Below are 12606 nucleotides of genomic sequence, written 5' to 3' on the forward strand. Positions count from 1 at the left end.
GGACAGCCGCGAAACGGACCGTGGAGGGGGATCTGCACCGTCTGATTCGGCGTGAGCTGCAAGACCTCGGGATTACTCCCCCGCTCGACGTCGAAGAACTCTGCCAGGCGCTCAGCCGACGCCGGGGGCGCCCCCTCTACCTGCGGGAGGCTCCGCTGCCGAAGCCGGGGCCCTCGGGGATGTGGGTCGAGTACGAGGGCTATGACGTGATCCTGTTCCAGCAGGAGACAACCCGCCTGCATCAAGATCACATCGTTCTCCACGAGGTAGGTCACATCCTCGTCGCGGAGAACGAAGAGGCCGCGGAGACGACCGAAGTCGAGCAGACGGAAGAGGTCTCCGCGGTCGACTTCGAGGAGGAGGCGGCTGTCTTCGTCGAGGGCTGGGCCACCATGTTGCCGGTCTTCGACCCCGAGACGATCAAGCGCGTCGCGCGCCGGTGCTCGTACGACGACGGTGAAGAGTGCTCTGTCGAGCTGGTGGCCACGATCATCCTGGAGTGGTCTTCCCTGCTGGACGGCGCCACTCCGCTGTCGGATGACCCCTCGCTTCGGCGGGTAGAGGCGGCTCTCGGTGACCGGCGAGGATGGCTGTAACCCGTGGAACTGCTACTCCTGGGGCTCGTGGCTGCTCTCGCCTGGAAGCTCTACCAGCTGAAGCGATCCCCTAATGACGCGCCTCTGCGTTCTGTCACCCTCTGTCTGTTCTGCGCTGCGTTGTCGTACCCGGTGGCTATGCCCGGCGGTGCGTCCGGCGTCGACACGGTCGCCGGCCACGGGACGGCGAAGCTGATCCAGAACGTGCTGTTGCTCCTGACGGTCTACTTCCTCATGTGCTTCTACCTCCACTCCGCCGCTGACGAAGAAGTGGGGCGCCAGCGGGCACGCAGGGAAGCCGTGGTCGTCGGAGTCGTCGCGGTCGCGATCACCGTGGCTGCGGTGTCGGTGCCGCATGAGGTCTTCGCCGGTAGTTTCAGTACGGCCGACATGTCGATTCCGCAGATCGCCTTCTTCTACGGCGGGGCCGGTCTCTACCTCATGTATGCCCTTGGCATGGCGTATCGGTGGACTCGCCGCTACGCGCGCATGTCCCGGCGCCCGCACTCCACCGGGCTCTGGATGACCGCCGTCGGCCTGGGAACGATGGCCGTGGCCTGCGCGATCCGCGCCGTCATCGTCGCCGTTCGCTGGGCCGACGTGGACGTGCCACATCCTCTTATGGCGGCCGTGGCCTTCCTCCTGGTGGCGTCCATCCTGCTGTTCGCAGCGGGTATCACGTACTCCGGTGCGCGAGCCCGGATCTCCTCCCTGCGGCTCTGGCTCCGGCACCGGCGTGATCATCGTCGGCTTGCCCCGCTGTGGAAGCTGCTGGCAGAGGCGTATCCCGAGAACGTGCTGAGGCCGGCGTCCCCGGCCGCGCTGGATCGCTGGCGGGCCCGCGGCGTGCACCGGCGCTACCACCGCCGCATCGTGGAGTGCCGTGATGGCCTGGTGGACATCAGCCCCTACCTGCTCGATGAGGACGACCACAGCGAGGTCCACGGTATCGACTCGGCCGAGCTGGCTGCCCGGCTCCGCCGAGCCTCGGCCCGGATCGGGGAGGGCGTCCCTGCACCCCGTCGAGCGGTCCCCCTCGCCATGGCTCTGGGAAGCGACCGGCAGTCGGATGTGACACAACTGATTGAGGTGTCCGACGCGCTGCGTGATGCCGCATGACTCGTAATGATCAAGGAGACAAGATGCTGATCACCGGTGGACGAGTGCTTGTCGACTCGGGGACCTACCTGGAGGACGGCGCAGTTCTCATCGAGGGCGACTCGATCACTGCTGTCGGGCCGCGCGAACAGATCGTGCAGCAGGCCGGCGCCGATGTTTCACACTTCGCATTCGACGGAACCGTTCTGCCGGGGCTGATCGACGCGCACGTGCACCTCGCTTTCGACGGCGGCCCTGATCCGGTTTCCACGCTCCAGGGCTCGACGGATGAGGTCCTGTTCGAGGACATGCGCCGTCGTGCGGAACAGCTCCTGCTCAGTGGTGTCACCACGGCCCGTGACCTCGGTGACCGAAGTGGTCTGGCGCTTCGTCTGGCTGCGGAGATCAACGATCGTCGTACGCCTGGTCCGAGGATCGTGTCCGCGGGCACACCCGCGACCACCGTGGGCGGGCACTGCCACTTCCTCGGCGGCGAGGTCTCCGGTGAAGCCGAGATCCGCGACCTCGTCCGCCGCAACCTCGCAGCGGGGGCCGGGGTCATCAAGGCCATGGTCACCGGCGGCGGCCTGACGAAGGATGGCCCCAAGAGCCACCAGTCCCAGTTCACCGCAGAGGAACTGACCGCCCTGGTGGACGAAGCCCATAAGGCAGGGATCCCCGTCGCAGCCCACGCACACGGTGCCGACGGCATCACCGCGGCTGTGGTGGCCGGTGTGGACACGATCGAGCACTGCACATGGATGGCAGACGGTGGCCTCGACTTCCGGCCGGACGTGGTGCAGCAGATCATCGACCGGGGAATTACCGTCTGCCCGGCGGTCAGCCCGCACTGGCAGATGCTCCCCCGCATCTTCGGCGAGGAGCGGGCCGCCGCGATGTTCGACCTGGTGCGGCGGATGGCTGACGCGGGCGTACGCCTGGTGGCCGGAACGGACGCGGGAGTGCAGCGCGCGGGCTTCGACGGCTTGGTCCCGGCCCTGTCCTTCTACTCCCACCTGGGCCTGGCGAACGCTTCGATCCTCGACATGGCGACGTCCGAAGCGGCCACGGCGCTGGGGCTGGGCTCCACAACGGGGCGGATCGCTCCCGGCTACCGCGCGGACCTCCTCCTGGTCGACGGAGACCCGCTCGCGGACCTCGACGCGTTGAAGAACGTCCGGGCTGTGTTCGCCTCCGGCCTGCGCCACGAGCCCAACGCAGCACCCGAGTAGAAGGGGCTGTTCAGCGCCCTGCTCCCGCGACTCCCTGAGTCCTGGGAACAGGGCACTACTCGTTGGCGTCGGGGGCGGCCTTCTTCTCGAACTCGATCGCGAGATCGTTCAGGATCGAGAGGACGTCGGCCGACAGACCCTCCGCGCCGAGACCGCGGGCCCGCACTCGTCCCACCTTCCCGCTCTTGGCGGCCGACATCAGGCGAAGTCCTTCGTAGACCTGCCGGGCGACAGCGTCGTCCGGCTCGAAGTACAGGCGCGTGACGCCGAAGAATTGGGCGAGACCTTCCAGGACGACCGGAGCAGGGGCCTCGGCTTCGTCGGTGCCCGTACGAAGGGCCTCCACCTTCTCGGCAGTGGTGACCTGCGACCCCGCGTAAGCGTTCACGGCCTCCGCGATCGCTCCGTCCCCCGGCATCGCCCCCGACGGGTACGAGCGCTCCAGAAGGAGGGTGATCTTCTCAGCCAGCGTTCGGGGCGGCTCCTCGACCGCCGCGATGGCGGCAGCCTCACCCTCCACCTCTTCGCCCCGAGCCTTCGCCATTGACCGTTCCTGCGCTCGCTTCACCTCGTCCACGGTGACGCGATACGCCTCCGCCAGGTCAGGGAGGTACCTGTCCTTGAGGCGCCGGATGCCGTTCTCCGCACCGGCCACTGGACCGTCGCTCTTGGTACCAATGACCGCTGCCATCTCGTACCGGTAGAGGCCGGCGTCGCACCGTAGGTCAGTGAGGTCGGGCAAGCCGTCGCGGGGGAACAGGACGTCCAACGGCTGGTTGAGCACCCCGGCGAGGGCGGGCAACTTTTCCTGATCCGGCACGGATGAGCCCAGCTCCCACCCTGCCACTGTCGAATCCGCAGCTCCGAGGGCAGATGCCACGTCCGACTGCGAGATCTCGGCGGCGCGACGTACCGAGCGCACACGAGTCCTATCGAAGTGTCGAGCTGGCATGAGACCTCATCTTTGTGTGAACCGAAGAAACATCGGTCCGTTGACCTTTCTCATGAACCAAGATAGCTTCAGGCTACCGAAAAACACGGGGATTCGCATCCCTGCCCTCGGCAGCCAGGCCGTGCGCCTGCCGAGGAGAACGTCGGTCAGAGACACACCGGGGAGGAGACGGGGCGATGCAAGCGAGCGGTCCGTGACGCGACCAGGCAACGAAAACCGGCGCCCGGGAGCTACCAACTCCCAAGCGCCGGGCCGGCACCCCAAGGGGCGCAATTCACATCTCGCGGGCGGCGGGGCTTTTGCACGAGAACCGCCGCACCGCACTCCTACAAACAACGGAGTATCGCATGCTCGCCATGCCGAGCGGAACCCTGGCCTGCCCGGATATCGACCGCCAACACCGCCTCGCCGCCCAGCTCGCCGACATGATTCCGGGCGCGGCCACCATCCGGGTCAGCCTCAACGACCCGAAGCAGGCGTGGCCCCACCCGCACGCCATCGTCAGGGACGAGGCCGGGGAGACCATGGAGCTGGGCCGGACGACCGCCAGGGTCGCAGCCCGCTGGATCCTGCGGGTCTGGCCGGAGGCGGACTGGACACGACCGCACACCTTCGACCTCGCCGACGCGACCCTCACCCGCAGCGACCTGATCGCCGCCGGTCGGGGCCGCTGACATGGCGCGGATACGAACCATCAAGCCGGAGGCTTTCGTCTCCGAGTCGCTCGCCGAAGTGAGCGTCGAGGCAGAGCGGACCTTCTTCGGCCTGCTCACCCAGGCCGACGACCATGGTCGCCACCGCGACAACGCCGCGATCATCGCCGGGCTGCTCTGGCCCCTGCGCGCCGAGCACACCTCGGTCCACGTCGAGGACGACCTCCACCAACTCGCGAACGCTGGCCTGATCTGCCGGTACACCGGCTGCGACGGCCGCCGCTACCTCCACATCGTGACCTGGTCCGAGCACCAGAAGATCGACAAGCCGAGCCAGTCCCGCCTGCCCTCCTGCCCGCAGCACCATGGTGCCGACCGGTGCGGCCCCTGCAAGGCGACCTGCACCAAGCGGGCCGAGGAGTCGCCCACCCTTCCCCGAGGGCTCGCCGAGGCTTCGCCGAACGCTCCCCGAGCCCTCGATCTGCCCGCGAAGCCCGCCGCGACGCCTCGCAGCCACGCAGACCAGGCTCCCGCCGCCCAGCAGGACGCCTTCGACGGCATGGCTGGCACCCCTAGCGGCGCGGATATGAAAAGCGCAGGTCAGGGCGCATTCGCCGAGGGTTCCCCGAACCTTCCCCGAAGCCTCGGAGAGGGCTCGGCGCCTGGATCTAGGATCTTGGATCCTGGATCTTCTATCCCTACGGGGCGCGCAGCGCCCGCAGCCACCGCCTCAGCCAACCAGCTCGTCGGCGAATACATCGCTGCCTGCGACGAGCGCCCGCCCAACGACGTGATCGGACACCTCGGTCGGATCACCAAGAAGCTCCTGGGCGAGGGCATCGCCCAGGAGCACATCCGGGCCGGGCTGCAGAACTTCGCAGCCAACCCCAAGCACCCGAGCGTGTTGACCAGCATGGTCAACGAGGCCATGAACGCACGCTCCGGCGGTTTGGCGCGGCCGGGAAACCGTCCTAACGTGCCCGCTCACCAGGCGTGGGCCAACCCGGTCAACGCTGCCGCCGCCTACGCCGAGGAGCTGTGATGCGCACCCGCAACCGCGAACCGCAGACCCTCGGCGAGGGCACCCTGGACCGGATGGCCCGGATTCTGGCCGCCCGCAACATCGACCCGGCCGCCGTCGCCGCACTGGCCGACGAGCCCGAGCCGTTCTCCCCGCTGGACGCCCTGTCGGCGGGGATGCCCCCGCGCTACCAGGCCGCCGTCGCCGACCACCCCCAGGTCCTGGCCTGGGTCCGGGACGTCGCCGAGGCGGCCGTCGCCCCCAGCCCGGGAGCCCGGCGGCAGGTCACCACCGGACCCAGCCTGCTGATGGCCGGGGTCGTCGGCGCGGGCAAGACGCACCAGGCGTACGGCGCGGTCCGGCGGCTGGTGCAGAGCGGAGTCGGCGTCCGCTGGCGCGCGACCACCGCCGCCGACCTGTACGCCGACCTGCGGCCCCGGCCCGGGGTCGACAGTGAGCGGGAGCTGGCGGCCGTCAGCCGCTGCCCGCTGCTGATCATCGACGACCTCGGTGCGGCCAAGGCGTCCGAGTGGGTCGAGGAAGTGACGTATCGGCTGATCAACCGCCGGTACAACCACATGCTCCCGACCTTGATCACCACCAACCTGGCGATCAAGGACCTCCGCGCCTACCTCGGCGACCGCGTCACCAGCAGGCTCGCGCAGATGACCACTCGGGTCGAGTTCGAGCCGGTCGACCGCAGACGCCACCGCGCCGCAGCCTGATCCACCGCAGGCCGCCACGCCGGGCCGCGCCCTCAGCGCGCCGCCCCACGCACTTCCCGACCCAGCGCACCCCTCCGCCGACGCCCCTGCGCGCGGAGAGCGATCGGAGCAACCCGCATGACCACCATGACGATCAGCCCTGCCCGCCACCGGTCGCTCGGCGACCACACCTGGCAGGACCAGGCCGTCTGCCAGAGCACCGAGTACAACCCGGTGGACCCCGAAATCTTCTTCCCGGAGCCCGACGAGACCGACAAGATCACCGCCGCGAAGTCGCTGTGCGGCCAGTGCCCGGTCCGCCGCTCCTGCCTGGACGCCACCCTGGAAAGCGGCGACACCGACGGCATCCGGGGCGGACTGACCGAGGAGGAGCGCGGGCCGCTGCACGAGAAGCTCGCCAACCGCCTCGACTACAGCCGCGTCAATGACACCATCGCCGGCCGCGACGTCCACCTCACCAAGGCCGAGCGCCGCGCGGTCGTCCACGCCGCCTACCGCCACGGGGTGACCGAGCAGCGCCTGGCCTGGCTCCTGAAGATCACCGAGGAGCACGCCCAGAAGCTGTACCGCGAACTCCGCCGCGCCCTGCGCAACCGAGACCTGGAGCAGACCACGAAGACCACCCCGCCCCCCGAGACCGACGGCGAGCGCCTGGGTCGCGACGACTTCGGCACGGCGGCGTGAGTACCGCGAGCGCGCCGAAGGCGGCGCACATCACCGGCTGGGACCGCGCGGCCGTCATCGCCCTGGGCGGCGCGGGATGCGCGTTGTCGTACGACGCCCTCCAGCAGATGGCCGTCGCCATCCACGTCCGCGGTTTCCTGACCTACCTCTTCCCGCTGGTGATCGACGGGTTCATCGCCTACGGCATACGGGCGCTCCTGGTCCTGCGCGACGCACCGCTGCGCGCCCGGCTCTACGTCTGGACGCTCTTCGGCACGGCCACCGCCGCCAGCATCTGGGCCAACGCGCTCCACGCGGTGCGACTCAACGAGGAAGTCGTCTCGGACACCGGGCTCCGGCTCGGGGACACGGTGGTCGCAGTGCTGTCCACCATCGCCCCCCTCGCGCTGGCTGGAGCGGTCCACCTCTACATCCTGATCGCCCGGGGCCCGGTCAAGGGCATTGCCCGGGAGGACCTCGGTCAGGCTGACCGGCCCGAGGGCATCGCGGTCACCCGGACTGACCGGGTCGGTCAGCAGCAGCCGCAGGCCGGTCAGGTCAGCGCCGGGCAGCCGGTCGCTGCCCTGACTGACCGGCCCCGACCGTCCCTGAAAAAGCAGGCCCCGAGTCCTCGGTCACTGACCGGGGACAGCGCCCCTGCGGACAGCAGCCCGGTCACCGGTGACCGCGAACAGCCGCACGAGGCCCCTGACCTGCCCGGACAGCCGGACACCGCGCCGCCGGTCACTGACCGCGCGGTCGGCACCGAGCCGGTCACCGGCAACCAGGACAGCCACGCGCCGGACACCGACCGGCCGGTCACTCCGCCGCAGGTCACTGACCGGGACACCCGGACAGCCAGTGACCGGCGGAGTGACCCGGACACCGAGGAGCTGCTGAAGATCGCCCGGTCAGCGGTCAGGGCCGAGGACAAGCTGACCCGCAAGGTGGTCGCCCAGGCGATCCGAGGTCAGCAGATACCGCTGTCCAGCGACACCCTGACCGCCCTGATGGCCCAGCTCCGTGTCCAGCACGGACAGCCGGTCACCTCCGGCCGGAACTGACAGGACAGCACGAGGCGGGTGACCGAGCCGGACACCACGGCCGGTCACCCGCCCCCGGACACGCGCCCCACATCCTTCCGATGCGAAGCGGAGAGCAACCCATGCGCACCCACCCGGCCACACCCATCGAGGTCAACTCCTGGCTGACCGTCCTGCACCAGCGCGGCCACCTGCACCGGGCCCAATCCGGCCCCGACAACACCTGGATCGTGCAACGAACCCGGGAAAGTCGCCCCTGGACCCTCCACCACTCGGTCCTGGCCATGGACTGGATCGAGGAACTCGTCCGCGAACTGCGGCAGGAAAACCCGGAGACGAGCCGGTGACCGCCAACGATCCGGTAATTACCACCGCCGGACAGCAGCGTGACCCCACGACGGCTCCTGGCGGAGCAAGTTGTCGCGTACGACGGTCCTACGGCCCGTCGTACGCACTTGCCCCCGCCCAGGAGGGCAGGGGAAGTCCGGCTGGTCCCCGAGCGAGGGCGCTCGGGGACCAGCCGGACGCCCGGCACCAGGGGGTGCCGGGCGCGGGGGGAGAAGCAGACCGCCACAGCGACCGCGAGCAGCCGAGCCCGAGCGCGTCCCCGTTCCCCGACCGCAAGCCGCGCCGCCGCAGCCGCAACCCGACCGAGCGCACCCGTAAGACGACCACCCGCCTCTCCGACACAGAGAAAGCCGAGATCGTTGCCGCCGCCGCGCAGCGCAGCGTCACCGTCGCGCGATTCCTCGCCGCCGCCGGCCTCGCCGCCGCCCGCGGTTCCACCACCTTGCACACCAACGAACAACTTGACACCGCCATCGACGAGCTGGCCGCCCTGCGCACCGCCCTCTCCCGGGTCGGCAACAACATCAACCAGATCGCCTACGTCCACAACGCCGGAGGGCAGCCCCGACCCGGCGAACTCGAATACGCCCTCACAAAGCTGACCCGAATCCTGGCCCGTATCGACGACGTGGCCGACGCCCTGGTGAAGAAGCGACTCTGATGGTCCCCAAGATCCGACGCGGCTCACGAACGCACGGCTTGCTCGTCTACCTGTACGGCCCTGGCAAACGGGACGAACACACCGACGCGCACCTCGTCGGGAGCTGGGACGGCTTCGCCCCCGACCCCGGACGAGACACCAGCCCCGACCCCGACCCCAAGGTCACCCTCGCCCGCCTGTCCGCAGCACTGGACCTGCGGGTCAAGCAGGCCGGCACCACGGCACCTGCCCAGCACGTCTGGCACTGCTCGGTTCGCACCGACCCCGGCGACCGAAACCTGACCGACGCCGAATGGAACACCGTCGCCCGCCGCCTGGTCCACGCCGTCAACCTCGCCCCTGAAGGCGACCCGGACGGCTGCCGCTGGGTCGCCGTACGGCACGCCGACGACCACATCCACATCCTGGCCACCATGGTCCGAGGCGACCTGCGCCGTCCGAGGATGAACTACGACTTCAAGAAGGCCCAGGCCGAGTGCCGTCGCATCGAGAAGGAGATGGGCTTGCGCCAGCTCAGGTCCGGCGACGGCACCGGAGCCAAGTCCCCCACCAGCGCAGAGCGTTTCAAGGCCGAGCGCACCGGTCGGCCCGAGGCCCCTCGCGAGACTCTCCGCGAAGCCGTCCGCCAAGCCGTCGCCGGGGCGGCCACCGAAGAGGAGTTCTTCACCAGGCTCCGCGAGGCGGGCCTCCGTGTGAAGATCCGAAACGCTCCGTCCGGTGACGCCATCGGCTACAACGTCGCACTTCCCGGCGACCGTAACCGCGACCGCGAGCCGATCTGGTTCGCGGGCTCCACCCTGGCCCCCGACCTTTCCCTGCCGAAGATCCGCATTCGCCTAGCCGACGGCACTGCCGAGCAGACGATGCCTTCGGCCGCCACCAGCGGCCGACCGAACTGGTCGCCGCCCGCGCGGGAACGACGCAGTGCCGCCGGAATCGCCGAGCGCGCCGCAGTCCTGCTCGACAGCGACAGCGACGACGACGAAGCCGCAGCTCAACTCGTAGGGGTCGGTGAACTCCTGGACGCGGTCGCGCAGACCTCCCCGGCCGCCACCCGCGCCGAGCTGAGTGCAGCCGCCCGCGCCTTCGAGCGTGCCACCCGCAGTCACGTCCGAGCGGAGCGCGCCGACACCCGGGCGATCCGCTCGGCGGCCCGGGGCATCATCCAGGCCGGCAGCGCTCTCGGCCGTGGCGAGGACGGCGGCACCACCGCCATGCTCGTCTCCACCTTGGTCCTGGTCGCGCTCGCGGCCGCCCGCTGGCACTCCGCTCGTGGACATGCCCAGCAGGCCCACGCGTCCCGACAGACTGCCGAGCATCTGCGAGCCGCCTACCGTCAGGCTGCCGCCACGCCCATGCGGACGCTGCGCGAACAAGGACGCGCCCTGCCCGAAGCCGAACGCCGATCCCACGAGGCCACCATCCGTGCGGCCCTGCCGGAAGAGGGGCTGCGAGCAGACAACTCGTCGACGAAGACCGATGCCCTGGCCGCCACCCTTGCCCAGGCCGAGCAGGCAGGCCACGACCCCAAGGCCCTCCTGCAGCAAGCCATCGACATGCGCGAACTCGACACCGCCGAGGACGTGAACGACGTCCTGGTATGGCGCCTGCGCCGACTCGCCCAGCTCCCCGCTCACCCGGGCGAAGCGACCCGCCGCCCGCAGGCCGGCATCAGCCAGCCCAAGACCTCGGCCAACCGCACCAGCACCCGGACGGCGCCCACGGCCGCAGCTCGCCCCGCCGCCTCCGACCCGCGCAACCGCCCACCGCGCCGCTGACCAGAGTCCGGCCGGCCGGTCACCGGCCTGCCGGACTCCGCGAAACCCCTGGACAACCGGTTCCACTGGCTGTTACGGATGGAAACAGAAGGCCCTCGACCGGGAGATGACGCTCGTGCTCAGAACCACCGACCGCCCCGCAGAGCGGTCACCCGTACTGCCTGTCCTCCCCGCCGGCACCGACCCCCTGCTGCAACTCGAGTACGAGACGCAGCCACCCAGCGGCCCCGGCGCGACGCGCTGCCTCAGCCACCCGCGCGAGCTGGCCCTGCGCGGGATCCCCGTGATGTGCTCGGCCTGCCGCGCCCGGCGTGACTGGCTGCTCATCAACCATGGCCGCAACGTCTGGGTCTGCTGCCGCTGCAGCAACCAGTGGCTCGAACCCGAGATCAGCCGCGCCGACTTCGACGCCCTGATCGCCGTCCCGGACGGAACGACCTACCCCAGCGTCGAGCAGGGCCTCACCGCGCTCGGCTTCGACGGGGCCTTCGCCGGCACCTACCTGGACTAGGCGAGCGGAATACCAAACGCCGAGGGGCGCCACCGACTACACGTTGGTGGCGCCCCTCGGCGTTGCAGGATGGTCAGCCGCGGTTTCCGTTCTTCGGCAGCCCACCCCGGAAGTCGCAGCCGGGGCACTCGTCCTCGCCCTGGATGTGACCCTCGTACCAGCCGTGGACGGCGGCGTGAAGGATCGCGTCCTCCACAGAGGCTTCGCCGTTGCGGACTGATGCGAGGGCGTTGCCGACGACTACCCGGAGCGCAGCGTTGTCAGGCGAAGGGAACGGTGGGGAGGGCATCGGCGAATCGGACGTCATGGCCGCAGCCTACGGGCGGGCGCGAGCGCCGGTCAGCCGGATGGCGCGATCACCTGTGAGGAGGGGCTGTGCCGGTCGCTACGGAATCCTCGGCCGACCGGGTTCCAGTTCTGGAACGTGGCGGGTCTCCAGCGTGGCCGGTCCGGCACGGTGGTGTCGTCGGGCGCGGGCAGGCTGCCCCGGCTTTTGCGGTTACGGGCGGCCCCAACGCTGATGCCCAGGTGGGCGGCGACCTCGGGGTACCCCCAGAGCTGCTGGTCGTCGGCCATCGTGTCCTCCTCGTTCGTCGGTGATGAGCGTACGCAACACGCGGCTGGGCGTACGGCAAGGCCGCCCCTGCCTGATCGGCGCGGGGCGGCCTTTTGCGGTTCGGTCAGACCTGGGCGAGTCGGTTCGAGAGGTCGAGGGCGGCGGTCGCGACCGCGAGGGCGGCGCAAAGGCCAAGCACTTCGTGAAGTGTCGGGCGAACCAGGCGCGGCCAGTCGTCTGGGGCAGCAGGCCAGGAGGCGAGGTGCACCTCGGTGGTGGCCAGGCCCAGGTGGGCGGTGACGTCCCAGCCTGCGAGGGAGGCGGGCTCCCAGTGAAGGCGAATGCGGCCAAGGGGGAGTCTCGGGGTTTCGACGGCGAGCCAGGTGACGTCGAGCGGCCCGTCGGGCAGGGCGGAGACGCGCTGGACCAGCGCGCCGCGCATGGCGCTCGGTATGGGGCGTACGGCCAGGTTGTGCAGGGGAAGGGCCTGCGAAGGGCGGGATCGCGACGAGATAGGGAGCCTCCGGGTTTTCTCGGTGGGACAGGTCAGGCCCAGGCGAGGGCGTTGCTGACCGTCGCCGGGAGGTAGTCCTCCTGGCCGTCGTCGGCGATGAACGCCGTGCCGTCCCGGACGATGACCTCCGCCCCGAGATAGTGGGTGAAGGGGAAGTCCGGGTTGATGGCGAGGCGGATCGGCAGGCTGGGGTCAAGGTCCTGGAGCTGGCGGAGCAGGTGGCCGACGGTCAGGTAGTGGGGCACGGGTTCCTCC

At 69.9% G+C, this 12606-nt stretch carries 17 protein-coding genes; 12 read left to right on the top strand and 5 right to left on the bottom strand.

The window, feature by feature from the left end; genetic code table 11:
* The first annotated feature begins 20 nt into the window (after window positions 1-20).
* From OTB20_RS12320 to OTB20_RS12330, 3 genes are read left to right on the top strand one after another with little or no spacing between them, the layout of a single operon-like run.
* Complete coding sequence (locus tag OTB20_RS12320; protein WP_267751890.1) at window positions 21-596, top strand: hypothetical protein; 576 nt, start codon at window positions 21-23, stop codon at window positions 594-596.
* A 3-nt stretch (window positions 597-599) separates the two neighbouring features.
* Entirely contained in the window at window positions 600-1715 is a 1116-nt protein-coding gene (locus OTB20_RS12325) for an MAB_1171c family putative transporter (RefSeq protein WP_267751891.1), read from the top strand.
* Between the two features lie 23 nt (window positions 1716-1738).
* Window positions 1739-2926, top strand: a complete 1188-nt coding sequence (locus OTB20_RS12330) for an amidohydrolase family protein (RefSeq protein ID WP_267751892.1) — start codon at window positions 1739-1741, stop codon at window positions 2924-2926.
* A gap of 55 nt (window positions 2927-2981) precedes the next feature.
* Here OTB20_RS12330 and OTB20_RS12335 read toward each other — a convergent pair whose 3' ends face one another.
* Window positions 2982-3878 (bottom strand): helix-turn-helix transcriptional regulator, encoded by an 897-nt coding sequence (locus tag OTB20_RS12335; RefSeq protein ID WP_267751893.1) that lies wholly within the window; start codon window positions 3876-3878, stop codon window positions 2982-2984.
* Window positions 3879-4225: 347 nt separating this feature from the next.
* On the opposite strand from OTB20_RS12335, the gene OTB20_RS12340 reads away from it, so the two are divergent.
* The 9 genes from OTB20_RS12340 to OTB20_RS12380 all read left to right on the top strand — a co-directional run bounded on the left by OTB20_RS12340 (window position 4226) and on the right by OTB20_RS12380 (window position 11281).
* Window positions 4226-4552 (top strand): transcriptional regulator, encoded by a 327-nt coding sequence (locus tag OTB20_RS12340; RefSeq protein ID WP_267751894.1) that lies wholly within the window; start codon window positions 4226-4228, stop codon window positions 4550-4552.
* Window position 4553: 1 nt separating this feature from the next.
* Complete coding sequence (locus OTB20_RS12345) at window positions 4554-5573, top strand: hypothetical protein (RefSeq protein WP_267751895.1); 1020 nt, start codon at window positions 4554-4556, stop codon at window positions 5571-5573.
* Window positions 5573-6277, top strand: coding sequence for an ATP-binding protein (locus tag OTB20_RS12350; RefSeq protein WP_267751896.1), 705 nt, complete (start codon window positions 5573-5575; stop codon window positions 6275-6277). Before OTB20_RS12345 ends, OTB20_RS12350 begins: the two co-directional genes overlap by 1 nt.
* Window positions 6278-6394: 117 nt before the next feature.
* A complete protein-coding gene (locus tag OTB20_RS12355; protein WP_267751897.1) occupies window positions 6395-6961 on the top strand; it encodes a WhiB family transcriptional regulator in 567 nt (188 codons plus the stop codon).
* Entirely contained in the window at window positions 6958-8004 is a 1047-nt protein-coding gene (locus OTB20_RS12360; RefSeq protein WP_267751898.1) for a DUF2637 domain-containing protein, read from the top strand. The genes OTB20_RS12355 and OTB20_RS12360 overlap by 4 nt, the downstream gene beginning before the upstream one ends.
* A 101-nt stretch (window positions 8005-8105) precedes the next feature.
* Window positions 8106-8330: a hypothetical protein gene (locus OTB20_RS12365; protein WP_267751899.1), complete on the top strand. Its 225-nt coding sequence runs from the start codon at window positions 8106-8108 to the stop codon at window positions 8328-8330.
* Window positions 8331-8524: 194 nt separating this feature from the next.
* Window positions 8525-8992: a plasmid mobilization protein gene (locus OTB20_RS12370; RefSeq protein ID WP_267751900.1), complete on the top strand. Its 468-nt coding sequence runs from the start codon at window positions 8525-8527 to the stop codon at window positions 8990-8992.
* On the top strand, window positions 8992-10770 hold the full coding sequence (locus tag OTB20_RS12375) for a relaxase/mobilization nuclease domain-containing protein (protein WP_267751901.1): 1779 nt from the start codon (window positions 8992-8994) through the stop codon (window positions 10768-10770). The genes OTB20_RS12370 and OTB20_RS12375 overlap by 1 nt, the downstream gene beginning before the upstream one ends.
* A 106-nt stretch (window positions 10771-10876) precedes the next feature.
* Window positions 10877-11281, top strand: a complete 405-nt coding sequence (locus OTB20_RS12380; RefSeq protein WP_267751902.1) for a hypothetical protein — start codon at window positions 10877-10879, stop codon at window positions 11279-11281.
* A 73-nt stretch (window positions 11282-11354) separates the two neighbouring features.
* Here OTB20_RS12380 and OTB20_RS12385 read toward each other — a convergent pair whose 3' ends face one another.
* From OTB20_RS12385 to OTB20_RS12400, 4 genes are all read right to left on the bottom strand, one after another.
* Entirely contained in the window at window positions 11355-11588 is a 234-nt protein-coding gene (locus OTB20_RS12385; protein ID WP_267751903.1) for a hypothetical protein, read from the bottom strand.
* A 32-nt stretch (window positions 11589-11620) separates the two neighbouring features.
* Window positions 11621-11857 (bottom strand): MarR family transcriptional regulator, encoded by a 237-nt coding sequence (locus tag OTB20_RS12390; protein ID WP_267751904.1) that lies wholly within the window; start codon window positions 11855-11857, stop codon window positions 11621-11623.
* 104 nt (window positions 11858-11961) lie between these two features.
* Window positions 11962-12279 (bottom strand): esterase, encoded by a 318-nt coding sequence (locus OTB20_RS12395; RefSeq protein WP_267751905.1) that lies wholly within the window; start codon window positions 12277-12279, stop codon window positions 11962-11964.
* A gap of 104 nt (window positions 12280-12383) precedes the next feature.
* Window positions 12384-12596, bottom strand: coding sequence for a hypothetical protein (locus OTB20_RS12400; protein WP_267751906.1), 213 nt, complete (start codon window positions 12594-12596; stop codon window positions 12384-12386).
* Window positions 12597-12606 lie beyond the last annotated feature (10 nt).

Source organism: Streptomyces sp. H27-H1 (assembly GCF_026627445.1).
GTDB lineage: Bacteria > Actinomycetota > Actinomycetes > Streptomycetales > Streptomycetaceae > Streptomyces.